This is a genomic window from Streptomyces sp. NPDC030814, assembly GCF_055572155.1.
Window position 1 is genome coordinate 16283 of the sequence record NZ_JBVIDX010000010.1, and the last position, 24572, is coordinate 40854.

The window sequence follows — 24572 nt, forward strand, 5'->3', positions numbered from 1 at the left end:
GCTACTGGTTCTTGATCTTCCAGGGCATCTCGAAGCCGAACTTCCAGAGGTAGATCCCGACCAGGACGGCCACGATCACCAGGCCGATCGTCGTCAGGATGAGATTGCGGCGCCGGACCCGCGGGTCGAGGGCGCGCTGGGTCGCCTCGGTGACCTTCCGCTTGGTCCAGCGGAGAACCAGCTGAGCCCACACGAACTCGGTGGCCCAGATCGCCATGCCGCCGAAGATCACGACCCAGCCGGGGCCCGGGAGGGGAAGCATGATCACGCCCGCCACGACCACGGCGAGCCCGATGACGAAGACGGCCACCTGCCAGCTCAGGTGCAGCATCCGGCGCGCCTTGACGAATTCCGGCGCGCGCGACCCGAGCGGCGCTTCCTTCTTCGCCACATCGGCCTCACTGTTCGCTACGTTTGTCTCACTCTTCGTTTCATCGGCCGCCACGGCGACCTCCCCCGTTCCGTTACTCCCCGTGTCCATACGCCCGAACCCTACCGGAGAGAAACCGGTCACCGGAATGGTCGTACCGGACGAAGACGGTCTCGGCCGGATGAGCTACCAAAAGCGACGCAAAACTCTCAGAGGGGTTTACAACGGCACCGTAGGTGGCATGTCGATTTCGCCGACGTGCGAATCCCCGAGCGCACACTGAGCGAAAGGCCTTGGCGCTTATGAACACCACGGTCAGCTGCGAGCTGCACCTGCGCCTCGTTGTGTCGAGCGAGTCCTCACTGCCTGTTCCCGCGGGACTGCGGTATGACACGGCCGATCCCTACGCCGTGCACGCCACCTTCCACACCGGAGCCGAGGAAACGGTCGAATGGGTGTTCGCCCGCGACCTCCTCGCCGAGGGGCTCCACCGGCCCACCGGCACCGGCGACGTCCGTGTCTGGCCGTCGCGCAGTCACGGTCAGGGAGTGGTCTGCATCGCCCTGAGCTCTCCGGAGGGCGAGGCACTGCTCGAAGCCCCGGCGCGGGCTCTGGAGTCCTTCCTGAAGCGCACAGACGCCGCCGTGCCGCCCGGCACGGAACATCGGCACTTCGACCTCGATCAGGAGCTCTCGCACATCCTGGCGGAGAGCTAGACCGAGACCCCACAGAGCCGCCCGGCGCCGTCCACTCGGGGAGACGGCTCGGGCCCAGACAACCGCATACGGCTCAGGCCGACCGATCGACGCCGTCGCAGCGGGGCTCCGCGCGACGGCGTCCGCATGTGTCGGTGACGGAGCGCATCCGGACGGGCCGCCGAACGGACCACATCCAGCCGTCCGGCATCGGCACCCCCTCTGATCACGTCACCGACGGATCCCGGGCTCTGGCCCGGTCCGTCCGGTCCGGGGAGCCGTTACCATCGGCCAGCATCGGCGGGCGGCTGCCCGACCCTCGCAGGCCAGGGAGCGAAACGTGTTGATCACCCACGACACCCGGTGTGCCCTCGACACCGTGGTGGATCTGGTGAACACCGCACCGGAGAACGACACGGCGACGGACGGGCTCACGGATGTCGCGTCGCTCGACGACTTCGTACAGAAGCACGAGATCAGCGATGTGGGCACGCTGTCGGAGTTCGATCTCGCCGCCGTGCGGAAGGTGCGCGGCAGGTTCGCCGAGGTCTTCTCGGCGTCGGACGCCGGCTCCGCCGCCTCGGTCATCAACGACCTCGTCGCCGCGGCAGGCACCACGCCCCGGCTCACGAACCACGACGGCTACGACTGGCATGTGCACTACTTCGCGCCGGGCGCGTCGGTCGCCGATCACCTCGCGGCCGACTGCGGGATGGCTCTCGCCTTCTTCGTCGTCGCGGGGGAACAGGAACGGCTGCGCCGCTGCGAGGCACCTGACTGCCGGCGCGCCTTCGTCGACCTCTCCCGCAACCGCTCGCGCCGCTACTGCGACAGCCGCACCTGCGGTAACCGTCTGCACGTGGCCGCCTACCGGGCGCGCCGCAAGGAAGCGGCGGGCTGAAGGGACGGCCCCTCCGGGCCCGGCCGGCGGCGGGGCTGAGGGTGTGCTGGGTCTGACGGAGCCCTCGACGGGTGACGCCAGGGGCTCCGTTTACGGCTCAGAGCATCAGCAGGTCGTGCAGTGACGCAATGAGCAGCAGGCAGCCGATCACCGCAAGGAAGATCATCAGCGGTGGCTGGGAAAGCGCGAAGAGACAACCTCGCCGCTCCTCGGGCGGGGCGGTGGTGTCGCTCTGTTCTGTATCCAGCATCTCGCCGCGATGATGACGCAGCGAGGACCCTCCGCGCGATCAACCAACCCCGAATGACGGAGAGTTCGCCAATATCCACAACGTCCGGAGCGATCGTGATCACTTCGGCGCCGCCGGCCGACCTAGTGTGTCGTTTCAGTCTGGTCGGTGCGCTGCCGGTGAAGGCGCGCGCTCAGATGCCGTGCTTCTTCAGGATCGCCTCGATGTCGCTGAAGTCGTCCGCGGCGGACGCGCCGGGGCTCGTCGGCCGGGAACCGGTGGTGGGGCGGCTCGCCGGGCGCGCGCTGCCTCCCAGTGAGGGCGCCGAGGCTGCCAGGGCTATCGCCTCCGCCCGGGACGCCTTGCGGTCCTTGCCGGTGTCACCCCGACGCCGCTCCACGGCACGTGTGGTCATGAAGAGGAACCATGCGGCGCCCAGCACCCCGAAGCCGGCCCACGCGGTCGGACTGAACGCGGTGTCCGCCGCCCACTCGACGACTCCGGTCATCACCAGGCCGATGGGCACGAGCGCGTAGGCGGCGATGCGCGTCGCTCTGAGGAACCGCTTCCGGTACGCCGTGACCGCGGCGAGGCCCAGGCCGGCCGCTGAGACGGCGGCGCAAACTGTCTCGGCAATCATCCGGTCCTCCAAGGCGCAGCGCGGTCGGGCGGGGTCGGTCCGTCCCTTCCATCCTGCACCGCCACGCGCCCGATATGCCATGGTCCGGGGAGACCTCAGGGACATCTCCGGGTCGTCTCGGGGTCACCCACCGCCGCAGCCGGGCCGGAGGTGCGCGGTCGGGCCGGCCGGAGAAGGATGCCCATCGGGACGGTGCGACGGGGCCGCTGCGAGGCCGGCCGATTGGGCCGGTGCGGTCACGGGCTGGAAGACTGGCCCCATGAGCGACTCCTCCCCCGTGCCGCCCGCCGTCGTCCTGGACGTCTGGTGCGAACTCCAGTGTCCGGACTGCCGTAAGGCCCTCGACGACCTCCGGACGCTGCGGGCCCGCTACGGCGACCGGCTCGAGGTCCGGCTGCGGCACTTCCCGCTGGAGAAGCACAAGCACGCCTTCGCCGCCGCGCAGGCCGCCGAGGAAGCCGCGGAGCAGGGGCAGGCGTGGCCGTACGTCGAGGCGGTGCTGGGCAGGGTGGAGGAGCTGGACCGCGCCGGGGAGCCGTTCCTGGTGGAGGTGGCCCGGGAACTGGGGCTGGACGCCGAGGAGTTCGACACCGCCCTGATCGACGGCAGGCACATTCTGATCGTGGACGCCGACCAGGCCGAGGGCAAGGCGATCGGCGTGACCGGCACCCCCACGTACGTCATCGGCGGCGAGCGCCTCGACGGTGGCAAGAGCCAGGAAGGGCTGCGCGAGCGCGTCGAGGAGATCGCCGACCGGCTGCTGGCCGAGGGCGCCTGACACACGGCCCCGCCGGCCGCCGGCCGTCAGAGCAGTGGCTTGGACAGGTGGTAGGCGGTCGTCTCGTAACCGAGCGACTCGTAGAGGCATTCGGCCCGGACGTTCCCCGCGAAGACGTTGAGCATGATGACGGTCCTCCCGGCCGCCAGCGCCTGGGCCTCGGCCAGCAGCATGAGCGTACGGCCGTGCCCCCTGCCCCGGTGGGCGGCGTCCGCCTCCACGTCGTACACCCAGGCGGCCTCGTCGGTCAGCCACAGCCACAGGGTGCCGACCCTGGTGCCCTCGTCCTCCAGGACGCTGCACACGTTGTTCGGGGAGGCCGGTCCGTGCGGCAGGCACCGTTCGTAGTCGTCGGCGGCCCTCGCGTAAGCCTCCGCCTCGGGCACGCCGCGGGTGACCAGATCCTGGGCGTAGCCGTCGAGCCCGGCCTCCTTCCAGGGGCCGAACTCGGCCTCGGTCATGGGCCGGCCCCGGCTGCCCTCCGGCAGTGCGGGCTGGGTGCCGTCGAGGGGCTTGCGCATGCTGCGGTTGCGCAGGACGTAGCCGAGCGTCTCGGCCAGCCGCAGGGCGGGCTCCGCGCCGGCCGGGACGGATGCCTCGATCCGTCGGCACCCCCAGCCTCGGGCCACCTCCTCGGCGGCCAGCGCGGCCACGGTGGCCCGGCCGCGCCGACGGTCCGGTTCCTCGATCCGCAGGTCCAGGATCCGGGCGGCCGAGGACCCGGGGTCGGGACGGGTGCCGAGGTGTATCCCGCCGACGGGACGGCTGTTCACGCACACCTGGTAGCGGCGCGAACGGGACCCGTCGGCTGCGTACTGGAGCGGCTCGATGGGCCGCAGGGTGGTCGTCATCACGGGTGTTCTACCCGCCTCACCGCCGCATGTCTGCTGAATATTCTCAGCGATTACGGATCGAGGTCGTTCCCGGACCGCTCGTCGAAGATCCGCATGGCCTTGGCCGCGACCGGTCCGGACGCGCCGGGCAGTTCGCGGGTGTCGACGCGGTGCACGGCCTGCACGTCCCGCAGGCTCGACGTCAGGAAGACCTCGTCGGCGCTCTCCAGGACGTCCAGTGGCAGGTCGGTCTCGCGGGCGCCGGTCCATTCGACGACGAGCGCGCGGGTGATGCCCGCGAGACAGCCGGAGGCGACCGGCGGGGTGTGTATCTCGCCGTCGAGGACGACGAAGACGTTGGAGCCCGTGCCCTCGCAGAGCCGGCCGACGGTGTTGGCGAACAGGGCCTCGCTCGCGCCCTGTTCGCGGGCACGGGCGAGGGCGATGACGTTCTCCGCGTACGAGGTGGTCTTCAGGCCGGTGAGGGCGCCGCGCTCGTTGCGGGTCCACGGGACGGTGATCACGGCGGTGGAGTCGGCGCGCCGGGCGGTCTCGCCGAGGGCGACGACGAGGGTGGGGCCGAGGTCTCCGCGGTCGGAGCCGAGCGGGGAGACACCGCCGGTGTACGTGATGCGCAGCCGGCCGAGCGGCATCGGGTTGGCGTCGAGGACGGCGGAGCAGGCGCGGCGCACCTCGTCGAGGTCGGGCTCGGGCAACCCGAGGCCGCGCGCGGAGCGGGTGAGCCGGTCGAGATGGCGGGTGAGGGCGAACGGCCGCCCGTCGACCGTCTTGACGGTCTCGAAGATGCCGTCGCCCACGGTCAGCCCGTGGTCGAGGACGGAGACACGGGCGGAGTCGATGTCCTGCAGTCCGCCGCCGAGCCAGATCTTCACGTAAGGGTCCTCCCACTCGCCTCGTACGTTCCCGACGCTACCGCGAGCAGTCGGGCGGCCTTCAGCTCGGTCTCCTGCCACTCCGCCTCGGGGTCCGACCCCCAGGTGATGCCCGCGCCGGTGCCGAACCGCAGCTCGCCCGCCGCCCGGTCGATCCAGAAGGTACGGATGCCGACGGCCAGCTCTCCGGTGCCCCGGTCGGCGTCGACCCAGCCGATGCCCCCGCAGTACGGGCCGCGTGGTGCCGTCTCCAGGGCGTCGATGATGCGCAGCGCGCTGGACTTCGGGGCGCCGGTGACGGAACCCGGCGGGAAGGCCGCGGCGAGGAGCTCCGGCCAGCCGGCGCCCTCACGGAGTTCGCCCCGCACCGTCGAGACGAGGTGGACGAGCCCCGGGTGCTTCTCCACGACGCACAGGTCCGGCACGGTCACGGAGCCGGTGGCGCAGACCCGACCGATGTCGTTGCGCACGAGGTCGACGATCATCACGTTCTCGGCGTAGTCCTTCTCCAGGAGGTCCGCCTCGGTCCGTCCGGTCCCCTTGATCGGGCCGGACTCGACGATCCGGCCGTCGACCCGCAGGAAGAGCTCGGGGGACGCGGTGGCTATCTCCACGCCGTGAGCCGGCAGGCGAATCGTTCCGGCAAACGGTGCCGGGTTGCCACGTGCCAGTAGCGCGGTCAGCGCGTCCACGTCGGCGTCGGGCGCGACGGGCGCGGACAGCACCCGGCAGAGGTTCGCCTGGTAGACCTCGCCGGCCGCGATGTGTTCCCGGATGCGGCGTACACCCGCCGTGTACGCGGTGCGGTCGAGCGACGACGTCCAGTCGTCGACCGCCGGACCGTGCCACTGCCCCGGCACGGGGAGGGGGACCGGCTCGTGCCGTACGTCACTGAAGCGGGCGCACACCACATCGCCCTCGAAATCGGCGCGGACGGCCCAGAAGCCGGACGAGTCCAGGGCGGCGGGATCGCTGGTCACATCGGTGAGACCGGTGGCGACAAGGTTGCCGAAGCGGGCGAGGGGAGGCAGGTCGGACACGCAGTCGAGTCTAGGACGGGCGCCCCGTGGGCGGCCCCGGCCGGGTGGCGGAGTGGACGCACCGCAGCACGCTGCACAAACGCGTTTTTGTACTGGCCCCGGAATCCGCTAGAGTTCAACTCGTCGCCGGGACGCGAGAGCGGTCCGAAACGACAAGCGGACGTAGCTCAGTTGGTAGAGCGCAACCTTGCCAAGGTTGAGGTCGCGAGTTCGAGCCTCGTCGTCCGCTCGAAGGAACAAGGGGATCTTCCCGAACCCCTCACTCCTGGTGGAGTGGCCGAGAGGCGAGGCAACGGCCTGCAAAGCCGTCTACACGGGTTCAAATCCCGTCTCCACCTCCAAGGACGATTAGCTCAGCGGGAGAGCGCTTCCCTGACACGGAAGAGGTCACTGGTTCAATCCCAGTATCGTCCACTGGATCTTCGACAGATCATCGAAGGTCTGGCCCGCGCGATTAGCTCAGCGGGAGAGCGCTTCCCTGACACGGAAGAGGTCACTGGTTCAATCCCAGTATCGCGCACGCAGTATGTCTGTGATCTTCGGATCACACCCCGAGGACGATTAGCTCAGCGGGAGAGCGCTTCCCTGACACGGAAGAGGTCACTGGTTCAATCCCAGTATCGTCCACACATCTCGAAGCCCCCGGCCGTCTCGTACGGTCGGGGGCTTCGGCGTGCTGGGCTTCAGCTGGAGAACAGCATGTGACCGAAGCCGCGGTTGTGGTGGCCGCCATGGTGACCCCCGTGGTGGCCGCCGTGCGGGGCACCCCAGGCGGGAGCGGAGTGGTGACCACCGGCCGGGTACTGCGGGGCGGCCGGGGGCGGTGGGACGGCCGGACCGCCCCACTGGGACTCCAGACGGGTCAGCGCCTCCAGCTCGCCGTAGTCGAGAAAGATCCCGCGGCAGCCGCTGCACTGCTCGATCTGGACGCCATTGCGGTTGTACGTGTGCATCGGCGCATGGCACTTCGGACACTGCATGTGCATGGTTCGGCTCAACTCCTCGCCGTTGGTGCTGCTTCGCGTTACGCCAGGACAGACACTGCCCGGCGGTGGTCGGTTGCACCCTACTTCGGGAAAACGTTCGCCAACTCCGGCGGGATGGTACCCATTCGGTCACATGCGTCGATAACGGCCCCCTGGACGTCGTCCAGGGGCCGGCCGGCCGCCGTGGACTTGGCGATGGCCAGCGCGGCCGTCTGCACGGTGAGTGCGCGGGCCGGTACGTCCAGTACGGGCCAGGGGTCGGCGTCGGCAGGGACCGTGGGGCCGTCCGCCCGCTGGTAGGCGGACAGGAATCGGGTCCAGACGTCGGGCGGGAGGAGACCGCAGGCGTACCAGGCTGCCGGGCGGGCGAGATCCCAGGCGGGTACGCCGACCCCGAGGTCGTCGACGTCTATCAGGCGCCAGGCGCCGACGGTCGCCGGGTGGCGGACGAGTTGCCCGAGATGCAGGTCGCCGTGGCAGAGCGTGGTCGTGTCGGGCATGGGGGCCTCGCCCCTGGCCCAGGCGGGGAGGGTGCGCCAGGCACGGAGGACGGAGGGTGCGGCCGGGTGGTCCGGCGCGGTCCCGGTGAGGCGCGCCACTGCTCGGGCCGCCTTCGCGGGGCCGCGCATGGGCGGGAGGCCCGGGGGTGCCGGGCGCCGGTGGAGGTGGGCGAGGAGGGTGGCCGCCTCCTCCCATGGGGCGTTCTCGGGGTTCTCGGGGTCGACCGGGGTGCCGTACGGCCAGAACGTGATCAGTCGGCCGTGGAGGGAGGACGGGGCGGGGCGGAGGGGGGCCAGGAGGACGTCGGGGTGGGCGGTGGCGACGGCGAGGCGGAGGGCGAGACGGGCGGGGGCGGTGTCCGGGGCGTGTGCCTTGGCGACCGTGTCCGCGTGGCGGACGACCGTGCCGTCCTCACGTTCAGCGAGGACGGTGTCGGGGTGGGAGCAGGCGGCCGCCTGGGGGTGTGCCGTGCTGCGCACCTTGGCCCTGAGGGCGGGCAGTACGTCGACGATGGTCATGGGCTCCCCCTGCGGAAGGTACGGCGCGCTGGCGGTGAGCCTACGCAGTCGGGTGCCGGCGGCACGACCGTCCGCTGCCACAGGACGGAGGCGGCCACGGCCGTCGCCGCGAGGCCCGCGGGGCAAAGGACAACGCCCGCGCAGCTCCCCAGCTGCGCGGGCGTCTTTTGCCGTCCGCCGCACCCCCGTCCCCACGGGGTTTCATGGATGGATGTCCCCACCCGGACCGCTCTTCCGGGCCTGGGGTCGCCGCTCAGCGCCCCAGCATCACACCCACGGACGACGCCTGTGTGACCACTGCCTCCCAGCCGCCGAAGGCGTACACGAGCAGGGCCGCCAGGGGGAGGACCATCGCGGTCGCCACCAAGGGGTGGCGACGGCCCGCCCGGCGTTCGGCGGTGAACACCCTGCGCTCTCGCGTGCGGAACTCCGTCCGCGATGCCGTGTGGGCCATGATCCCTCCTCCTGACCGATCTCGTCTGTGATGCTTGTCGTTGGCAGCGGCGGGTGCCTGACCTCGGGGGACGAGTGCTGCACCCGCCGCTTGACCTCAAATCTAGGCGCAGGGCGGGCGCGGGTCGTCATGCCCTCGTACCGATTGGCGGGCCTCCCGGAGGATGAGCGATGACCTGCGATGTACTCCCCAGGGTGGAGACGAGGTCCTAGGTCTCGGGGTCTTCCCGGAGGGGGCGACCGGCAGATGCGTGGAGTGTCCCTTCTGTCCGGGGTCACGCCGTGCGACCGGGAGCAGGCGCGGAGGGGTGACTTCGCTCACTTCCGTGACAGCCCGGCGTACCGTCGACGCCGTCCGGCGGTCCTCTCCCCCGACGACCAACCCGGCTCCGCATGTCATGCTCGCGACACTCAAACCCCTCTCCCCTGAACCTGTCTTCGGTTTGCCAATACCCCTTGCCTGGCCGGGGGTTGGGATCACCGGGGGCTCAACCCCTGCCCGAACTCCTGTTCCCTGACCGCCTTTCACGTCTCGTGGGCGGCCCCGACAATCGATCGGGTCGCGAGGGCGCGGCCTCTGCGCACGCCCGGCCGTGGAAACGTAAGCTGTGGCTCGTCAGACGGAACGGGCAGCGGGGATGAACATGGCGATGATGCGCCTGAGGCGCGAGGACCCGCGCGTCGTCGGCTCGTTCAGGATCCACAGACGGCTCGGCGCGGGCGGGATGGGCGTTGTCTATCTGGGCTCCGACCGGCGTGGACAGCGAGTCGCGTTGAAGGTGATCCGGCCGGACCTGGCGGAGGATCAGGAGTTCCGGTCGCGTTTCGCCCGCGAGGTGTCGGCCGCGCGGCGGATCAGGGGCGGGTGCACGGCCCGGCTGGTCGCCGCCGATCTGGAGGCGGAGCGACCGTGGTTCGCCACCCAGTACGTCCCGGGGCCCTCGCTGCACGACAAGGTCAATGAGGAGGGGCCGCTCTCGGCCGCCGAGGTGGCCGCGGTCGGTGCCGCCCTCTCCGAGGGACTGGTCGCGGTGCACGAGGCCGGTGTCGTCCACCGCGACCTGAAGCCGTCCAACATCCTGCTGTCCCCGAAGGGGCCGCGGATCATCGACTTCGGCATCGCGTGGGCGACCGGTGCCTCGACGCTGACGCACGTCGGTACTGCCGTGGGGTCGCCCGGGTTCCTCGCCCCCGAGCAGGTTCGAGGGGCAGCCGTCACCCCGGCCACCGACGTCTTCTCCCTCGGGGCCACACTCGCCTACGCGGCGACCTCCGACTCCCCCTTCGGGCACGGCAGTTCGGAGGTCATGCTCTACCGGGTGGTGCACGAGGAGCCGCAGCTGCGCGGGGTGCCGGACGCGCTGGCTCCACTCGTGCGGGCGTGCCTCGCGAAGGACCCGGAGGAAAGGCCCAGCACGCTGCAACTGTCGTTGCGGCTCAAGGAGATCGCGGCCCGTGAGGCGCAGGGACTGGCCGACGTCCGGCCACCCGCGCCGCGCACCGACCCGGACCGGCCCTCGGGGCGGCTCGCCGAGCAGTACGTCGAGCAGCGCACTCTGCGGCAACCACCGGAGAGCCGTGCGACACAGCCGGGGAAGTCGAGTGCGCCGGGGACGCCGCTGCCCCGCACCGGGAGTGGCTCCCGGACCGGCGGGGGTTCACGGACCGGCGGGCGGTCCACGTCGGGCCGCGGCGCCACCGGGTCCGGGAAGCGGCCCGCGCCCCGCAGTGGCGCCGGGCGTCCGGGGCCCCGTACGACCGGAACCGGGCGGAGGCCCGCCAATCCGCGGCTGCTGCGTCAGCGGCTCGTGGTGTTCGTGGTGGTGACATTGCTGGCGGCGCTCGGCATCGCGGCTGCTCAGGGATGTCAGGGTCCGGCGCGCGGACTCGGCGTGGACGGTGTGCGGCACGAGCGGGCGGTGCTGGACCCGGACCGCGACTGACGGTCCCGGGGCCGAGTGCCGCAGCCCCCCTCTCGGGGCGGGGCCCCGGTCCTCACGTCTGCGGTCGTCCAGTGGCCACCGCGTAGAACGCCACCGCCGCCGCCGCGCCCACGTTGAGGGAGTCGACGCCGTGCGCCATGGGGATGCGGACCCATTCGTCGGCGGCCATCAACGCCTTGATGGAGAGGCCGTCGCCCTCGGCACCGAGCATCAGGGCGACCCGGTCCATCCGGTGCGGTGCGGCCTCGTCGAGGGACTTCGCCTTCTCGTCCGGGGTGAGGGCGAGGAGGGTGAAGCCGGCGTCGCGTACCGCTTCGAGCCCCTTGGGCCAGGTGTCCAGGCGGGCGTACGGCACGGAGAAGACGGCGCCCATGGAGACCTTGACGCTGCGGCGGTAGAGCGGGTCGGCGCAGTCCGGGGAGAGCAGGACCGCGTCCATGCCGAGGGCGGCGGCCGAGCGGAAGATCGCGCCGATGTTGGTGTGGTCGTTGACCGACTCCATGATCACGACCCGGCGGGCGGTGTGCAGCAGGTCGACGGCCGTCGGCAGCGGTTTGCGCTGCATGGAGGCGAGGGCACCACGGTGCACGTGGTAACCGGTGACCTGTTCGGCGAGCTCCGGGCTGACCGCGTAGACGGGGGCCGGGAGCTCGTCGATGACATCGCGCATGACGTCGACCCACTTGGCGGAGAGCAGCATCGAGCGCATCTCGTACCCGGCGTCCTTGGCCCGGCGGATGACCTTCTCGCCCTCGGCGATGAACAGGCCCTCGGCGGGTTCGCGTCTGCGGCGCAGTTCGACGTCGGTCAGGCCCGTGTAGTCACGCAGGCGCGGGTCGGCTGGGTCCTCGACGGTGATGAGTTCGGCCACAGGGTGATACTGCCTTGTCCTGGGTGTGGTGCCAACGGCTCGGTACGGGTTGGGTTACCCGCGGTTACGCGGAGGGGTGCGGGCCCACGTTCACGACCTCGCCGATGACGATGACCGCCGGGGGCCTGATCTCCTGGGCGACGACCGTCTCGGCGGCCGTCGCGAGCGTGGCGTCGACCCGGCGCTGCGCCGCCGTGGTGCCTTCCTGGACCAGGGCGACGGGCGTGTCCGGGGACTTGCCGTGGGCGATGAGCGTCTCGGCGACCTTGCCGATCGTGCCGACCCCCATGAGGATCACCAGGGTGCCGGTGAGCCGGGCCAGGGCCGGCCAGTCGACCAGGGAGCGCTCGTCGTCGGGGGCGATGTGACCGCTGACCACGGTGAACTCGTGGGCCACACCCCGGTGGGTGACCGGGATACCGGCGGCACCCGGGACGGAGATCGTGCTGGAGATGCCGGGCACGACCGTGCAGGGGATGCCCGCTTCGGCCAGTGCCTGGACCTCCTCCATGCCGCGGCCGTAGACGAACGGGTCGCCGCCCTTGAGCCGGACGACCGACTTGCCCTGCCGGGCGTGCTCGATCAGCGCGTTGTTGATGGCCTCCTGGGCCATGAACCGGCCGTACGGCAATTTCGCCGCGTCGATCACCTCGACGCTGTGCGGCAGTTCGGCGAGCAGGTCGCGCGGGCCGAGGTGGTCGGTGATGACCACGTCGGCCTCGGCGAGGAGGCGGCGTCCACGCACCGTGATCAGATCCGGGTCGCCGGGGCCGCCTCCGACCAGCGCGACTCCGGGGGTGCGGGTGCGGTGGTGCGGGGCGACCAGGGTGCCGTCGCGGAGCCCTTCGACCACGGCGTCGCGGATGGCGGCGGTGTGGCGGGGGTCGCGGCCCTTGGCGTCGCTGGTGAGGACCGCGATGGTGACGCCCGCGCTGGTCCCGGTGGCCGGGGTCCAGGCGGTGGCCGCGTCCGCGTCGTCGGAGCGAACGCACCACACGCGGTGCCGCTCCGCCTCGGCCGAGGCCCGGGTGTTCGCCTCGGTGTCACTGGTCGCGATCAAGGCGTACCAGGCGTCGGCGAGGTCGCCCTCGGTGTACGTCCGCTTCTCCCAGGTCAGTTCGCCGGCGTCGGCCATGGCCTCCACCGAGGGGGTGGCCGTCGGGGAGACGAGGAGGATGTCGGCGCCTGCCGCGATCAGGGCGGGCAGGCGGCGCTGGGCGACCTGGCCGCCGCCGAGGACGACGACCTTGCGGCCGGTGAGGCGGAGGCCCACAGGGTAGGCGGGGTGTTCGGCCATGAGGGTGCGGCTCCTCTTGCGGCGGAGGTGCGAGACGGAGCCCCTGCGGCGTTGGAGCGGCCCCTGACGTGCGGATTTTAAGGTGCGTGAGAGGAGGCGGCGGGGGTGGGGTGGGATTTGTCTCCCCCGCGCGCGCCCCTTCCCGGGGCCGCGGGGCCCCGGGTGCGCTGCCCGGTGGGAGGTGTGCCCACACCCGCTCCGCCGTGCGGAACGACCGTCCGCAACCCCGGCGGCGGGTATCGGGATGCCCGTCACCCGCTCCCCTTCTACTTCTCGGTGACCCCCGCCGAGTCGAAGGTCGCCACCTCGTGCATCGCCCGCGCCGCGCTCTGGACGACCGGCAGGGCCAGGAGGGCGCCGGTGCCCTCGCCGAGACGGAGGTCGAGGTCGACCAGAGGGCGGAGGCCGAGCTTCTTCAGGGCCGCCACATGGCCGGGTTCGGCGCTGCGGTGGCCCGCGATGCACGCGGCGAGCACCTCGGGGGCGATGGCTCGGGCGACCAGGGCGGCGGCGCCGGCGCTGACGCCGTCGAGGATCACCGGCGTACGGAGGGAGGCGCCGCCGAGGAGCAGACCGACGATCGCGGCGTGTTCGAAACCGCCGATCGCGGCCAGGACGCCGATGGGGTCGGCGGGGTCCGGCTGGTGGAGCTCGATGGCCCGGCGGACCACCTCGGTCTTGCGGGCGAGGGTCTCGTCGTTGATGCCGGTGCCCCGGCCCGTGACCTCGGCGGGGTCGGCGCCGGTGAAGACCGAGATGAGGGCGGCGGACGCCGTGGTGTTGGCGATGCCCATCTCGCCCGTCAGCAGGGCCTTGTTCCCGGCGGCGACCAGGTCGCGGGCCGTCTCGATCCCGACCTCGATGGCCTTCTTGGCCTCCTCGCGGGTCATCGCGGGACCGGTGGTCATGTCGGACGTACCGGCGCGCACCTTGCGCGGCAGCAGGCCGGGGGTCGCCGGGAGGTCGCTCGCCACGCCCACGTCCACGACGCAGACCTCGGCGCCCACCTGGTTGGCGAACGCGTTGCAGACCGCTCCCCCGCCGAGGAAGTTCGCGACCATCTGGCCCGTCACCTCCTGCGGCCAGGGGGTGACGCCCTGTGCGTGGACGCCGTGGTCCCCGGCGAAGATCGCGACGGCGGCGGGCTCCGGGATGGGCGGCGGGCACTGGCGGGACAGGCCCGCCAGCTGGGCGGAGATGATCTCCAGCATGCCGAGCGCGCCGGCCGGCTTAGTCATGCGCTTCTGCCGCTCCCACGCCTCGCCGAGCGCCTTGGCGTCCAGCGGGCGGATCCCGGCGACGGTCTCGGCGAGCAGATCGTGCGGCTCGGCCCCGGGCAGGGCGCGGCGGCCGTACGTCTCCTCGTGGACGACCCAGGACAGCGGGCGGCGCTTGGCCCAGCCCGCCTGCATCAGCTCGGGCTCCGCCGGGAACTCGTCGACGTACCCGACGCACAGGTACGCCACGACCTCCAGGTGCTCGGGCAGGCCGAGGGCGCGGACCATCTCGCGCTCGTCGAAGAAGCTGACCCAGCCGACGCCGAGGCCCTCGGCGCGGGCCGCGAGCCACAGGTTCTCGACGGCGAGGGCCGAGGAGTAGGGGGCCATCTGCGGCTGGGTGTGGCGGCCCAGTGTGTGCCGGCCGCCGCGGGTCGGGTCGGCGGTGACCACGATGTTGACCGGGGTGTCGAGGATGGCCTCGATCTTCAGTTCCTTGAACTGCTTCGCCCGGCCCTTGGGCAGCGACTTGGCGTACGCCTCACGCTGGCGCTGGGCCAGTTCGTGCATGGTCCGGCGGGTCTCGGCGGAGCGGATGACGACGAAGTCCCAGGGCTGGGAGTGGCCGACGGAGGGCGCCGTGTGGGCGGCCTCCAGGACGCGGAGGAGGACGTCGTGCGGGATGGGGTCGCTGCGGAAGCCGTTGCGGATGTCACGGCGCTCGCGCATGACCTTGAGGACGGCCTCGCGCTCGGCGTCGTCGTAGGGCGGAGCTGCCGGGCCGGTGGGCTGCCGTACCTCTTCCTGCCCGTCTTCGGATGCCTCGTCCACCGGGGCCACGCTCTCGTCGGCTGCTTCCACTGCCTCGGCCTCCTCGCCGTCCTCCTGGTCGGCGGCCCGGGTGTCCAGGTCCTCCGCGTTCTGGACGACGTCGGGCTGCGCCCCGGCCGCGGCGGCGACCGGCTGCGGTACGACGATCGTCTCGGCCTCGGAGTCGCGGGGGGCGGGCACCATGGCGACGGGTTCCGCCGCGGGCTCCCGCTCCGGTGCCTCGTCAGCGGTCTCTCCGGGCGCCTGCGCGGTGGCGGGCGTCGACCGGTCGTCGGTGGGCACCGGCGGTACGGCCATGCCCTGGGGCGGGGTCGGGGCCGGGTGCGGAGTGGTGGGCAACGAGCCCTCCTCCGGCACGGACTCGCCCGTCGGCTGCTCGGCGTCGGCCTCATGGGCCTCGTCCCCGTGCGGGGTGTCGCCGGTGGACCCAGGCATGGGCTGGAGGACGGCGCCCTGGGGCGCGTCCACCTGGGAGCCCACCACGGCCTGGGGGGCCTCGGCGGCCCCGGCCTCGGGGGCGACGGCCTCGGGGGCGACGGCCTCGGGGGCGACGGGCTCGGCAGACTGCGCGGCAGACTCCTCGGTGACCGGCTCGGCGGACTGCGCGGGAGCCTCCTCGGCGGGCGGCTCCTCGGCGGCGACGGGCGCGGCGGGAGCGGTCTCGCCGGGCTGGTCCGCCTCCTGTGCTTCCACGGTCGCGTCCGCGACCTCCGTCCCGGTCTCCGACGGCTGGACGGCGGCCTCGGAGACCTGGGGTGCCTGCTCGGCGGCGTCTTCGGCGAGGGCGACCGGTTCGGTGGCCTGGGGGCCCTGCACGGGGGGCTGCGGCTGCGCGGGCTCCGGCGTCCGCGCCGCCTCGGCAGCGGGCTGCTCAGCAGCGACCTGTTCGGCCGCGGTCTCCTGCGGCTCCGGCTGAGCGGGCTGCGCCGCCGAGGGCTCGGCCGGCTGAGCGTCGGCTGCCGGAGCGTCGGCCGGCTGCGGCTCCTGCGGCTCCGCCGCCTTCTGGGCGTCCGGGGCGTTCGGCGCGTCCGGCTGCTGCTGCGCGTCCCCGGCGAGCGCGGCCTCCTCGGCGGCCGGCTCCGCAGGCACGTCAGCCGCGGGCTGCTCACCAGCGGGGGCGGCCGTCTCGTCCACCGGAGCCGCGGGGGCTGCCTGCTCCTCCCGGGCGGCGGGCGCCGCCTGCGGGTCAGGGGTCTCGGTGGGCGGCTCGGCCGCGTCGACCGACACGGCCTCCGGTGCCGGGGTCCCGGCCTCCGCCTGCGGCGCGGCGGACGCGTCCACGGGCGCGGCGGCGTCGGGCTGCTGCGCGACCGGGGAGACGTCCCGAGCGTCGGCGGGTACCTGGGCCTGGATCGGCTCCGGGCCCTGGGCGGCGGGCGGGAAGGGCGTGGCGGGCGGAACCTGGGCGTCCCGGGCCACGAGTGCGTCGAGGGCCGACTCCGTGGGGGTGCCGACGACGGACGGCTCGGAAGCACCCGGGACGACGGGCGCGGCCTCCTGCGGTGCCTGCGCCTCGGGTGCCGTCTCCACCGGCTCGGGGTTCTGCGGGGCCTCGGCGACGGGGGCGGGCTCCACGACCGGCTGGTCCTCGACGGCGGGGCCAGCCGACTGCGTCTCGGCGGCGGGCGCCTCCTCGGCGACGAGCTGAGCCTCGGGGGCGGGCTGGGCCTCGGCGGCCGGCTGAGTCTCGGGGGCCTCAGCGGGAGGCTGGGGCTCGAAGGACTCGCCGACGGGCTGGATCACGGCCGCCTCAGGAACGGGCGGCGCCTCGGCCGGCTGCGGGGCGGCGGCCTGGGCGACGGCTTCCGCGACCTGCACCTGACCGGTGGAGAACTGGGCGACCGCCGCTTCCTGAGCCTGGGCGTAGGCGGCGTCCTGGGCGTCATGCAGGGCTTCGGCGTCCTGCGCCACGTCCGTGACCTGCGCAGGCTCCCGCACCTGCGGCGTCTCGGCGACGACGGCCGGCACTTCCTGCGGAACGACCGTTTCTGCGGCCTGGCCCTGGGCGGCGGGCGCGGTCTGTGCCGTCACGGCCGCGGCCACAGGGGTGCCCCACGGGGCCACGCCCTGCGGGGGCACATCGAGGTACTCGGGTCCGGTGGTGGGCGGGCCGGGCTGACGCACTGCACCGGGCGGGACGGGGGCTCCGGCGGGGCCGCGGTCGGCGAGCGAGCGGACCGGGCTGGCGGAGGCGTCCGGAGTGGGCGGGCCGAGGTGCAGCGGTCGGCGGGCCACCGGCGGCTGCGGGACCGGAGTGGCGACGGTGTGGCGCACGGCTCCGAGGTCGATCGAGCCGCTGTCCCGGCCGGACGTCTCGTGCGGACCGGGCTCATGGACGACCTGCACGACGGGTTCGGGGGCGGGTGGGGGCACTTCGTTGCCCCATGCGCCCTGGGCACCCGGCAGCAGCAGCTCGTCGTCCTCGACGGGGGGCTCGGAGAGGTAGGTGTACGCATCCGGGGCGGCGACGCCCGGCTGTTCCACCATGCCTGCGCTCTCCGGCTGCCCCTCGCCCGGGACCTGGCCGGTGTCGGTCATGCGTACCCCTCGCCCATCGGTTAGTGCCTCTATGCCAGCTGGCCCGGAACGGCGCACCGACCGTTCCACATGTGGAGAACGAGCGTGCGTGCCCAGCGGCACGTGACGACCCGCCTTCAAGTCGACAAAGCCATTCGATGGCCATTGTCGCGGTCGCCCCGCCGTCGCGACAGCTTGATCGGCGACGGTCCGCTGTGGACTGCGCCACGTTGCGCGTCCTCCGGTTCCGCCGTACCACACACGCCCTCAAAACGGGCGCGTTTTCCGGACATTGACCGACGAAGTGCCGGATGCCGGAGCGCGGTACGACAGTCGGCCAGCCTACCGCGCCGGTACGACAACCGGATCACTGGGAACGATCGGGCAAAGTCCCGCTGAGCAGGAACGCGACGCTCCGTTCCCGCTCCGTCCAGACCCTCGTGTCGAGTTCGACGGACTGCACGAACTCACACTCAACGTCGTACCCGTGTTCGGTCAGGTCGCGCCCGACGCGCTCGGCGGCGGGGCGGGTGAGCGCGTGGGTGACGATGCGCTGGGGGCGCCGGTCGGCGACGGCGGAGACCACCGCCGCTCCCCCGCCGCCGATGCGCACGACGTCGGGTTCGGGCAGGTTCTCCAGGATGTGCGGGGCGACGCCGTGGACCACCTGGAGCTGCACGCCGAAGCGGCGGGCGGCGAGGGCCGTACGGCCGCAGGCCTCGGGGTCGCGGTCGACGGCGATGACAGCGGCGCCGCAGCGGGCCGCCTCCGTGGCGAAGGCGCCGCTCCCGGAGCCGATGTCCCAGACGAGGTCACCCACCCGTGGTCCGAGGCCGGCCAGTTGGGCCGAGCGCAGCAGCCGGCCCTCCCCCTCGCCCAGTGCACCGCCGTGGACGTCGGCGGGCAGGGACCAGCCGCGGGGACCGGCGCCGGGGTCGCGGCCGGCGACCCAGCCACCACCCTCGGTCGTGCCCGCCGGGCCGATGACGATGACGAGGTTGGGGTCGCGCCAGGTGTGGTCGACCGCCTTGTCGGAGGTGACGACGGTGACGCGTTCGCGTTCGGTGCCGAGTTCCTCACAGATCACGAAGGTGCGGTGAACTCCTTCGAGGAGCAGGCCGAGTTCGGCGGGTCCGGCGCCGGGTGACGTGAGCACGGCGACCTTGGTGTGGGCGCGGCACACGTTCACGGCGCGCCGGAGCGTACGACGGTGCGCGACGACCACCTGGGCGTCGTCCCAGGGCATTCCGGCGCGGGCGAAGGCGGCGGCCACGGAGGAGACACCGGGGACGACCTCGACCTCCAGGCCGAACTCGGGGGCCCGGAGCGTGCGGACGACTCCGAAGAAGCCGGGATCGCCGTCGGCGAGGACCACCGCCGTGCCACGATGGGCGGCGATACGGCGGGCGGCGAGGGCGACGCTGCCGAGCCGGATGCGCTCGGCGGCCGGGGGTACTTCGGGCAGGGCCAGATGGTGGGCGGCGCCGGCGACAAGCGTGGCGGCGCCGAGGGCGGAGCGCGCCGCGGCGGTCAGGGGGGAGCCGTCCCAGCCGATCACCGTGACCCGGTCGGCCATCGTCGTCAGTCTCCAGAAGGTTTTCGCAGCTCGTCAGGGAAGCCCGCACGGGGTCCCGTGAGCGTACCTGGTGAAGAGGCGGGGCCCGGCGGCCGGGCGGCGGCCGTGTGCACCCGCGGGTGGTCAGTTCCAGTCCGAGTACGCGCCGAAACCGCCGCTGTCGGCCAGTTCCTCGCTGACGCCCTCGATGTCCTCCGGGAGGAGGCTCCACACGATGTAGTCGGTGCGCACCTCGGTCCAGCCGTCCTCGGGGGTGCGGGCGCGGGCTATGCAGGCGTTGCGCAGGACGCCCTCGCTGATACAGCCGATCTTCTGCGCGACCTGCTGGGAGGCGGTGTTGTCGGCGGCGGTGCGCAGTTCGATCCGTTCGAACTTCTGCTCGCGGAACAGCCATTGGGCGGTGGCCAGGGCCGCTTCGGAAGCGTAGCCCTCGCCACGTGCCCAGGGGGCGACGACGTACGACAGTTCGGTGGACCGGACGTGCCAGTTGGTCTTGGTCAGCTGGATGACGCCGACCAGGCGCTGGGTGAGGAACTCGGTGACGGCGAGGTCGAGGCCGCGGCCGGAGGTGCGTTCGGTGGGCGCGTACTCGGTGATCCAGTTGCGGGCGCCGGCCTCGGTGAAAGGCTGCGGGACGTCGGTCCAGGCCATCACCTGCTCGTCGTTCATCATCTCCGTGAGCGCCTGGATGTCGTCCTCGTCGAACGGGCGCAGGACCAACCGCTCCGTGCTGATGGAGATGTCGGGAAAGGTGCTCGTCATGCGCCGCTCCGTAACCTTCGAAACCTTTGGGGGCTGCTGAACTGCCCAGCATGCAGCATGAAAGCACTGGATCGCACCACGGGGCCCACTCCCTGTGAGGGAGCGGACCCCATGCGTGGCGATACGCCGTATACGTGCCGCCGATTCAGCGGGACGGTCAGAAGGACGGGAGGACCGAGCCGTTGCTCCACTTGTCCTCGATGAACTTCTTCACCTCGGGAGAGGTGAGGAGCTTCGCCAGCTTCTTCACGCGCGGGTCGTCCTCGCCGCCTTCCTTCACGGCGAGGAAGTTGCCGTTCGGGTTGTCCTTGGCGGGCTCCACCGCGAGGGCGTCGTCGGCGGGCGACAGGTCGGCCTCGATGGCGTAGTTGCCGTTGATGACGGCCGCGTCGACGTCCTCCAGGGAGCGCGGGGTCTGGGCCGCCTCCAGTTCCTTGAACGCGATCTTCTTCGGGTTCTCGGCGATGTCGGCGGGGGTCGCCGCGTTGTCCGCGCCGTCCCTGAGCTTGATGATCCCGGCGGCGTCGAGGAGCTTGAGGGCCCGCGCCTCGTTGACCGTGTCGTTCGGGACGGCGATGGTGGCGCCCGTCTTCAGGTCGTTCTTGCTCTTGACCTTGTCGGAGTAGAGGCCGAGCGGCTCCAGGTGCACGGTGACGACGGGCACGATGTGGGTGCCCCGCTTCTTGTTGAAGTCGTCGAGGTAGGGCTGGTTCTGGAAGTAGTTGGCGTCCACGGAGCCGTCCTCGGTGGCCGTGTTCGGCAGGACGTAGTCGGTGAACTCCTTGACCTCCAGCTCCAGGCCGGCCTTCTTCGCCAGGTTGTCCTTGACGAAGGTGAGGATCTCGGCGTGCGGGGTGGGGCTGGCGGCGACGACCAGCGGTCCGCTGCTGTCGGACGCGGTGTCGGCCTCGCCGGAGCCGCAGGCGGTGAGCCCGAAGGCGAGCGCTCCGGCGGCGAGTACGGCGGTGGTGAACTTGGCGGTGTTACGCACGAAAAGTGCCTTTCCTTTTGGGTGGAGCTGTCCCGTCGTGGGTGGGACGGGAGGTCTGCGGGTGCCGGGAGAGGTATGCGGGGTCAGACCTTGGTGACCTCGGGGGCAGCAGCCCTGGCCTTCAGCAGCCGGAGCCTCGGGGCGGCTCCCGAGCGGCCGCCGCGGCGGTGGAGGGCGCGGGCCGCGCAGTCGCCGGCGAACTGGATGACGGAGATGACGACCGCGAGGACCGCCACGGTGATCCACATCAGGTCGGTCTCGAAGCGCTGGTAGCCGTACCGGATGGCGATGTCGCCGAGGCCTCCCGCGCCGACGGTGCCGGCCATGGCGGAGTAGCCGATGAGGGCGACGACCGTGGTGGTGGCGGAGGAGATCAGCGAGGGCAGGGCCTCCGGGACGAGGACCTTGCGAACAACGGTCCAGGTGTTGCCGCCCATGGCCTGCACGGCTTCGACGAGCCCGCGGTCCACTTCGCGGACGGCCGTCTCGACGAGGCGCGCGAAGAACGGGATGGCGCCGATGGCGAGTGGCACGATCGCGGCCTCACGGCCGATGGTCGAGCCGGTGATCCAGCGGGTGAAGCCCATCAGCGCGACCATGAGGATGATGAAGGGCAGCGAGCGGGCGATGTTCACGATCTGCCCGACGACCTTGTTGGCGAGGACGTTCTGCAGGAGTCCGCCGCGCTCGGTGAGGACGAGCAGCAGGCCGAGCGGGAGTCCGCCGGCGACCGCGATCAGCGTGGACCAGCCGACCATGTACAAGGTGTCGGCACACGCCTGCTCCAGCAGGGGCCGCATCTCGGTCCAGTTCACCTGACACCTTCCTTCGCGAGAACGGACTCCTGGCCGGCGCGCCCGAGGACGTCGATCTGCAGGCCCCGCTCGCGCAGGAAACCGATCGGGACGACGTTGTCCTCGTAACGGCCGGGCAGTTCGATGCGCATGCGGCCGATCTGGAGCCCGCCGACGGTGTCGATGGCGGCGCCGAGGATCGAGATGTCGATGTTGTAGGTGCGGGAGAGCTGCGAGATGACCGGCTGGGTGGCCGTCTCGCCCTGGAAGGTGACGTCGAGGACGGTGCGGTCGTCGCCGGACGCCTCGCCGGTGACCGGGAAGAGCGCGGAGGCCAGTTCGGAGCCGGGGGTCGCGAGCAGTTCGCCGACGGTGCCGGACTCGACGACGCGGCCCTTCTCCATGAGGGCCGCCGAGTCGCAGATCGACTTGACGACGTCCATCTCGTGCGTGATGAGCAGGACGGTCAGGCCCAGCTGCCGGTTCAGGTCGCGCAGCAGCGTCAGGATCGAGCGTGTCGTCTCCGGGTCGAGGGCGCTGGTGGCCTCGTCGGAGAGGAGCACCTTCGGGTCGCCGGCCAGCGCGCGGGCGATGCCGACGCGCTGCTTCTGACCGCCGGAGAGCTGGGCCGGGTAGGCCTGGGCCTTGTCGGCGAGGCCGACGAGGTCGAGCAGTTCCAGGCCCTTGCGGGAACGCTCCTTGCCGGACGTGCCGAGGATCTCCAGCGGCAGTTCGACATTGTCCTGGACGGTGCGGGTGGACAGCAGGTTGAAGTGCTGGAAGACCATGCCGATACGGCTGCGCGCCCTGCGCAGTTCCCGGCCGGCGCGGGGGCCCCGCCCCGCCAGGGCGGTGAGGTCCTGGCCCGCGACCGTGACGGTGCCGGAGGTGGGTCGTTCGAGGAGGTTGACGCAGCGGATCAGCGAGGACTTGCCGGCGCCGGACTGGCCGATCACGCCGTACACCTCGCCCTCGCGTACGTGCAGATCGACGCCGTCGAGGGCGGTGATCTCGCGGCCGCGGCTGCGGTAGACCTTGGTCAGGCCCGATGTGGTGATCACTGGGTTTCCATCACTGTCGAGTACGCGGGCGTGGATGTGCCCGGGTACGAGAGACAAAGGTGTGCGCGGGGCATGAAGGTCACGTACGGCGTGAGGCGTACGGACGTGCCACAGGTGCTCGCTTCGGGGCTCCCCACTCTCGGCTTGGCTCGAGCGGGGGTACCCCCATGGCTCAGGGGGTGGTGCGGGGGCCCTCTAGAAGGCGCACATTCGACACATACAACGAGCACCGGGCGTCCTGGTCGCCTCGGTCGCGCAGATGCGGCAGCTCGTCGTGGTCATGAGATCAGTAAAGCAGACGCATGTCGGGGGCGAGGGCCGGCTGTCCGCATACTGGACAGACCAGAAAGGCAGAGCTGCAGGTCACGTCGGCGTTGTCCATTCTCTGGGCAACGGCCACTGTGTCGAATGCCACCGCGCCCGGCGCGGGCGCGCCATCGCCCGGGGTCGGCGACGGCGGGCGTTTTTCGCCGTACTAGGGTCGCGGCATGCTTGTTGCCCTGACGGTGGCGACCGCCGTCGCCGCACTTCTGCTCGCCGCGTGGTGCGGCTGGGCCGCGTACCGGGACCAGCCGACCAAGGACTGGCACTTCATCGGGATGGCCGTGGTGACGGTGCTGACCCTGGTGCAGCTGGCGGTCGGGATCGTGCTGCTGGCCCGCGGCGAGAAGCCGGAGCAGGGCACCACGATCTTCGTCTCCTATCTGCTCGGGTCCTTCGCCTGTATCCCGGTGGCGGGGTTCATGTCCCTGGCGGAGCGCACCCGGTGGGGCAGCGTGACCGTCGCGGCGGGCGGCGTGGTGCTCGCGGTGCTGCAGGTACGGCTCTACGACATCTGGGGAGGCTGAGGTGGCGGCCACGGACGACAAGCAGCGGGAGAAGAACGACGAGCCGCGGGAGACGAAGCGGACCCGTCTCATCGGCGGGCCCGGCATGCTGCTCGTCTGGCTCTACGGCGTGATGGTCGTCGGCGCGGTGTCGCGGTCCGTCGTCCAGATCTCCACCGAGTTCGAGCACGCGCCGCTCGCCTACTCGCTCTCCGCGGTCGCGGGCGTCGTGTACGGGTTCATCACCTACTCGCTGGTGCGGGGCGGGGAGTTCGCCCGGAAGGCGGCACGGGTGTGCTGCGCGGTCGAGCTGGCGGGGGTGCTGATCGTGGGGACCTGGACGCTGGTCGAGCCTTCGGCGTTCCCGGACAAGACGGTGTGGTCGGACTACGGGATCGGCTATCTGTTCATCCCGGTGATCCTGCCGATCACCGCGATGTACTGGTTGCGGAAGAGCGCGCGTGACGGGAACGCCGCCTGAGGTCCGTCAGGCGGCCGCGTGCCGTCCATGGCCGCTCACAGCCGGTCCCCGCACCTCCACGGGTGGCCGTCAGGCCGTCGCCACGTACGCCTGGGCCGGCTTCTCCAGGATCACCATCGGTACGCCGTCGCGCCCCTGGCTCGTGCCGACCGCCTGGTAGCCCACGCGGCGGTACAACCGGAGGTTGCTCTCGCTGCGGTGGCCGGCGCTGAGGCGGAACTTGGTGGCCCCGTGCTCCTCCACGAGAGCCGACTCGGCCGCACGGAGCAGGCGCGCGCCGATGCCGTGGCCCTGGAGGCGCGGATGGACGCAGAGCTTGCCGATGGAGGCGGCGCCGTCCTCGCCGAGGGCGCCGCGTACGGAGCCGACCACCTCTTCGCCGAGGCGGGCCACGAACACGCAGTCCGAGGCGACCTCCTCGCGGACCGAGTCGAGGGTCTGGACGAGCGGATCGATGCGGTAGTTGCCGTACAGCGCGGCCTCACTCTGGAAGCACAGGTACTGCAGCCTGAAGATCTGCTCGGCGTCCTGCTCGGTCGCCACCGAGATGGTCACGCTCATGCCCAT

At 71.8% G+C, this 24572-nt stretch carries 24 protein-coding genes and 5 tRNA genes; 11 read left to right on the forward strand and 18 right to left on the reverse strand.

Features of this window, described 5'->3' with window-relative positions:
* Position 1 precedes the first annotated feature (1 nt).
* A complete protein-coding gene (locus ACZ43N_RS21635; protein WP_468099518.1) occupies positions 2 to 481 on the reverse strand; it encodes a TIGR02611 family protein in 480 nt (159 codons plus the stop codon).
* A 191-nt stretch (positions 482 to 672) separates the two neighbouring features.
* Here ACZ43N_RS21635 and ACZ43N_RS21640 point away from each other — a divergent pair, with 191 nt between their 5' ends.
* Positions 673 to 1086, forward strand: coding sequence for an SsgA family sporulation/cell division regulator (locus ACZ43N_RS21640; protein ID WP_004002642.1), 414 nt, complete (start codon positions 673 to 675; stop codon positions 1084 to 1086).
* 319 nt (positions 1087 to 1405) lie between these two features.
* Positions 1406 to 1966: a CGNR zinc finger domain-containing protein gene (locus ACZ43N_RS21645; protein WP_468099519.1), complete on the forward strand. Its 561-nt coding sequence runs from the start codon at positions 1406 to 1408 to the stop codon at positions 1964 to 1966.
* A 97-nt stretch (positions 1967 to 2063) separates the two neighbouring features.
* Here ACZ43N_RS21645 and ACZ43N_RS21650 read toward each other — a convergent pair whose 3' ends face one another.
* Positions 2064 to 2216, reverse strand: coding sequence for a hypothetical protein (locus ACZ43N_RS21650; protein WP_468099520.1), 153 nt, complete (start codon positions 2214 to 2216; stop codon positions 2064 to 2066).
* A 172-nt stretch (positions 2217 to 2388) separates the two neighbouring features.
* The gene (locus ACZ43N_RS21655; RefSeq protein ID WP_468099521.1) at positions 2389 to 2835 is read right to left on the reverse strand and encodes a hypothetical protein; all 447 of its coding nucleotides are present in this window, start codon (positions 2833 to 2835) and stop codon (positions 2389 to 2391) included.
* Positions 2836 to 3094: 259 nt separating this feature from the next.
* Here ACZ43N_RS21655 and ACZ43N_RS21660 point away from each other — a divergent pair, with 259 nt between their 5' ends.
* Positions 3095 to 3613, forward strand: a complete 519-nt coding sequence (locus ACZ43N_RS21660) for a DsbA family protein (protein WP_468099523.1) — start codon at positions 3095 to 3097, stop codon at positions 3611 to 3613.
* A 26-nt stretch (positions 3614 to 3639) separates the two neighbouring features.
* On the opposite strand, the gene ACZ43N_RS21665 is transcribed toward ACZ43N_RS21660, so the two are convergent.
* Genes ACZ43N_RS21665 through ACZ43N_RS21675 form a run of 3 tightly spaced genes read right to left on the reverse strand, consistent with a single transcriptional unit; the run spans position 3640 to position 6379 of the window.
* The gene (locus tag ACZ43N_RS21665; protein ID WP_468099525.1) at positions 3640 to 4464 is read right to left on the reverse strand and encodes a GNAT family N-acetyltransferase; all 825 of its coding nucleotides are present in this window, start codon (positions 4462 to 4464) and stop codon (positions 3640 to 3642) included.
* 53 nt (positions 4465 to 4517) lie between these two features.
* Positions 4518 to 5339, reverse strand: a complete 822-nt coding sequence (locus tag ACZ43N_RS21670; RefSeq protein ID WP_468099527.1) for an aminotransferase class IV — start codon at positions 5337 to 5339, stop codon at positions 4518 to 4520.
* Positions 5336 to 6379, reverse strand: coding sequence for a chorismate-binding protein (locus ACZ43N_RS21675; protein WP_468099528.1), 1044 nt, complete (start codon positions 6377 to 6379; stop codon positions 5336 to 5338). Before ACZ43N_RS21675 ends, ACZ43N_RS21670 begins: the two co-directional genes overlap by 4 nt.
* Before the next feature lie 156 nt (positions 6380 to 6535).
* Between ACZ43N_RS21675 and ACZ43N_RS21680 the strand changes: the two genes are divergently transcribed.
* From ACZ43N_RS21680 to ACZ43N_RS21700, 5 genes are all read left to right on the forward strand, one after another.
* Positions 6536 to 6608, forward strand: a tRNA-Gly gene (locus ACZ43N_RS21680).
* Positions 6609 to 6646: 38 nt separating this feature from the next.
* Positions 6647 to 6720 (forward strand) — tRNA-Cys (locus ACZ43N_RS21685).
* A gap of 1 nt (position 6721) precedes the next feature.
* A tRNA-Val gene (locus tag ACZ43N_RS21690) sits at positions 6722 to 6793 on the forward strand.
* Positions 6794 to 6827: 34 nt separating this feature from the next.
* A tRNA-Val gene (locus ACZ43N_RS21695) sits at positions 6828 to 6899 on the forward strand.
* Positions 6900 to 6934: 35 nt separating this feature from the next.
* A tRNA-Val gene (locus ACZ43N_RS21700) sits at positions 6935 to 7006 on the forward strand.
* Between the two features lie 56 nt (positions 7007 to 7062).
* Here ACZ43N_RS21700 and ACZ43N_RS21705 read toward each other — a convergent pair.
* The 3 genes from ACZ43N_RS21705 to ACZ43N_RS21715 form a co-directional block, all read right to left on the reverse strand.
* A complete protein-coding gene (locus tag ACZ43N_RS21705) occupies positions 7063 to 7359 on the reverse strand; it encodes a TFIIB-type zinc ribbon-containing protein (protein ID WP_099965768.1) in 297 nt (98 codons plus the stop codon).
* A gap of 86 nt (positions 7360 to 7445) precedes the next feature.
* Positions 7446 to 8384 carry an aminoglycoside phosphotransferase family protein gene (locus tag ACZ43N_RS21710; protein ID WP_468099530.1) on the reverse strand — a complete coding sequence of 313 codons (939 nt, stop codon included), beginning with the start codon at positions 8382 to 8384 and terminating at the stop codon, positions 7446 to 7448.
* A 253-nt stretch (positions 8385 to 8637) separates the two neighbouring features.
* Complete coding sequence (locus ACZ43N_RS21715) at positions 8638 to 8838, reverse strand: hypothetical protein (protein WP_468099532.1); 201 nt, start codon at positions 8836 to 8838, stop codon at positions 8638 to 8640.
* A 637-nt stretch (positions 8839 to 9475) separates the two neighbouring features.
* Between ACZ43N_RS21715 and ACZ43N_RS21720 the strand changes: the two genes are divergently transcribed.
* The gene (locus ACZ43N_RS21720) at positions 9476 to 10780 is read left to right on the forward strand and encodes a serine/threonine-protein kinase (protein ID WP_468099943.1); all 1305 of its coding nucleotides are present in this window, start codon (positions 9476 to 9478) and stop codon (positions 10778 to 10780) included.
* A 52-nt stretch (positions 10781 to 10832) separates the two neighbouring features.
* Here the strand turns inward: ACZ43N_RS21720 and ACZ43N_RS21725 are convergent, their stop codons facing one another.
* The 8 genes from ACZ43N_RS21725 to ACZ43N_RS21760 all read right to left on the reverse strand — a co-directional run bounded on the left by ACZ43N_RS21725 (position 10833) and on the right by ACZ43N_RS21760 (position 22697).
* Positions 10833 to 11651: a TrmH family RNA methyltransferase gene (locus ACZ43N_RS21725; RefSeq protein WP_468099533.1), complete on the reverse strand. Its 819-nt coding sequence runs from the start codon at positions 11649 to 11651 to the stop codon at positions 10833 to 10835.
* Positions 11652 to 11715: 64 nt separating this feature from the next.
* A complete protein-coding gene (gene cobA, locus ACZ43N_RS21730; protein WP_468099535.1) occupies positions 11716 to 12948 on the reverse strand; it encodes a uroporphyrinogen-III C-methyltransferase in 1233 nt (410 codons plus the stop codon).
* A 266-nt stretch (positions 12949 to 13214) separates the two neighbouring features.
* Positions 13215 to 17534 (reverse strand): nicotinate-nucleotide--dimethylbenzimidazole phosphoribosyltransferase, encoded by a 4320-nt coding sequence (gene cobT / locus ACZ43N_RS21735; protein WP_468099537.1) that lies wholly within the window; start codon positions 17532 to 17534, stop codon positions 13215 to 13217.
* A gap of 346 nt (positions 17535 to 17880) precedes the next feature.
* A complete protein-coding gene (gene cbiE / locus ACZ43N_RS21740; RefSeq protein ID WP_468099538.1) occupies positions 17881 to 19089 on the reverse strand; it encodes a precorrin-6y C5,15-methyltransferase (decarboxylating) subunit CbiE in 1209 nt (402 codons plus the stop codon).
* A 123-nt stretch (positions 19090 to 19212) separates the two neighbouring features.
* Positions 19213 to 19851 (reverse strand): GNAT family N-acetyltransferase, encoded by a 639-nt coding sequence (locus tag ACZ43N_RS21745; protein WP_468099540.1) that lies wholly within the window; start codon positions 19849 to 19851, stop codon positions 19213 to 19215.
* A gap of 157 nt (positions 19852 to 20008) precedes the next feature.
* Complete coding sequence (locus ACZ43N_RS21750; RefSeq protein WP_468099542.1) at positions 20009 to 20842, reverse strand: MetQ/NlpA family ABC transporter substrate-binding protein; 834 nt, start codon at positions 20840 to 20842, stop codon at positions 20009 to 20011.
* A gap of 83 nt (positions 20843 to 20925) precedes the next feature.
* Positions 20926 to 21657, reverse strand: a complete 732-nt coding sequence (locus ACZ43N_RS21755) for a methionine ABC transporter permease (protein ID WP_468099543.1) — start codon at positions 21655 to 21657, stop codon at positions 20926 to 20928.
* Positions 21654 to 22697, reverse strand: a complete 1044-nt coding sequence (locus ACZ43N_RS21760; RefSeq protein WP_468099545.1) for a methionine ABC transporter ATP-binding protein — start codon at positions 22695 to 22697, stop codon at positions 21654 to 21656. Before ACZ43N_RS21760 ends, ACZ43N_RS21755 begins: the two co-directional genes overlap by 4 nt.
* Before the next feature lie 488 nt (positions 22698 to 23185).
* On the opposite strand from ACZ43N_RS21760, the gene ACZ43N_RS21765 reads away from it, so the two are divergent.
* Both ACZ43N_RS21765 and ACZ43N_RS21770 read left to right on the forward strand, forming a co-directional pair.
* Complete coding sequence (locus tag ACZ43N_RS21765) at positions 23186 to 23545, forward strand: hypothetical protein (protein ID WP_468099547.1); 360 nt, start codon at positions 23186 to 23188, stop codon at positions 23543 to 23545.
* Positions 23546 to 23630: 85 nt separating this feature from the next.
* On the forward strand, positions 23631 to 24005 hold the full coding sequence (locus ACZ43N_RS21770; RefSeq protein WP_468099944.1) for a hypothetical protein: 375 nt from the start codon (positions 23631 to 23633) through the stop codon (positions 24003 to 24005).
* Between the two features lie 69 nt (positions 24006 to 24074).
* On the opposite strand, the gene ACZ43N_RS21775 is transcribed toward ACZ43N_RS21770, so the two are convergent.
* Positions 24075 to 24572 carry a GNAT family N-acetyltransferase gene (locus tag ACZ43N_RS21775; RefSeq protein WP_468099549.1) on the reverse strand — a complete coding sequence of 166 codons (498 nt, stop codon included), beginning with the start codon at positions 24570 to 24572 and terminating at the stop codon, positions 24075 to 24077.

What these genes read in the sequence shown, in the direction of transcription:
- ACZ43N_RS21635 (WP_468099518.1), bottom strand. Translation starts at nt 481, where the DNA reads ATGGACACGGGGAGTAACGGAACGGGGGAGGTCGCCGTGGCGGCCGAT.
- ACZ43N_RS21640 (WP_004002642.1), top strand. Translation starts at nt 673, where the DNA reads ATGAACACCACGGTCAGCTGCGAGCTGCACCTGCGCCTCGTTGTGTCG.
- ACZ43N_RS21650 (WP_468099520.1), bottom strand. Translation starts at nt 2,216, where the DNA reads ATGCTGGATACAGAACAGAGCGACACCACCGCCCCGCCCGAGGAGCGG.
- ACZ43N_RS21655 (WP_468099521.1), bottom strand. Translation starts at nt 2,835, where the DNA reads ATGATTGCCGAGACAGTTTGCGCCGCCGTCTCAGCGGCCGGCCTGGGC.
- ACZ43N_RS21660 (WP_468099523.1), top strand. Translation starts at nt 3,095, where the DNA reads ATGAGCGACTCCTCCCCCGTGCCGCCCGCCGTCGTCCTGGACGTCTGG.
- ACZ43N_RS21665 (WP_468099525.1), bottom strand. Translation starts at nt 4,464, where the DNA reads ATGACGACCACCCTGCGGCCCATCGAGCCGCTCCAGTACGCAGCCGAC.
- ACZ43N_RS21705 (WP_099965768.1), bottom strand. Translation starts at nt 7,359, where the DNA reads ATGCAGTGTCCGAAGTGCCATGCGCCGATGCACACGTACAACCGCAAT.
- ACZ43N_RS21710 (WP_468099530.1), bottom strand. Translation starts at nt 8,384, where the DNA reads ATGACCATCGTCGACGTACTGCCCGCCCTCAGGGCCAAGGTGCGCAGC.
- ACZ43N_RS21715 (WP_468099532.1), bottom strand. Translation starts at nt 8,838, where the DNA reads ATGGCCCACACGGCATCGCGGACGGAGTTCCGCACGCGAGAGCGCAGG.
- ACZ43N_RS21720 (WP_468099943.1), top strand. Translation starts at nt 9,476, where the DNA reads ATGAACATGGCGATGATGCGCCTGAGGCGCGAGGACCCGCGCGTCGTC.
- cobA (WP_468099535.1), bottom strand. Translation starts at nt 12,948, where the DNA reads ATGGCCGAACACCCCGCCTACCCTGTGGGCCTCCGCCTCACCGGCCGC.
- cobT (WP_468099537.1), bottom strand. Translation starts at nt 17,534, where the DNA reads ATGACCGACACCGGCCAGGTCCCGGGCGAGGGGCAGCCGGAGAGCGCA.
- cbiE (WP_468099538.1), bottom strand. Translation starts at nt 19,089, where the DNA reads ATGGCCGACCGGGTCACGGTGATCGGCTGGGACGGCTCCCCCCTGACC.
- ACZ43N_RS21745 (WP_468099540.1), bottom strand. Translation starts at nt 19,851, where the DNA reads ATGACGAGCACCTTTCCCGACATCTCCATCAGCACGGAGCGGTTGGTC.
- ACZ43N_RS21765 (WP_468099547.1), top strand. Translation starts at nt 23,186, where the DNA reads ATGCTTGTTGCCCTGACGGTGGCGACCGCCGTCGCCGCACTTCTGCTC.
- ACZ43N_RS21770 (WP_468099944.1), top strand. Translation starts at nt 23,631, where the DNA reads ATGCTGCTCGTCTGGCTCTACGGCGTGATGGTCGTCGGCGCGGTGTCG.
- ACZ43N_RS21775 (WP_468099549.1), bottom strand. Translation starts at nt 24,572, where the DNA reads ATGGGCATGAGCGTGACCATCTCGGTGGCGACCGAGCAGGACGCCGAG.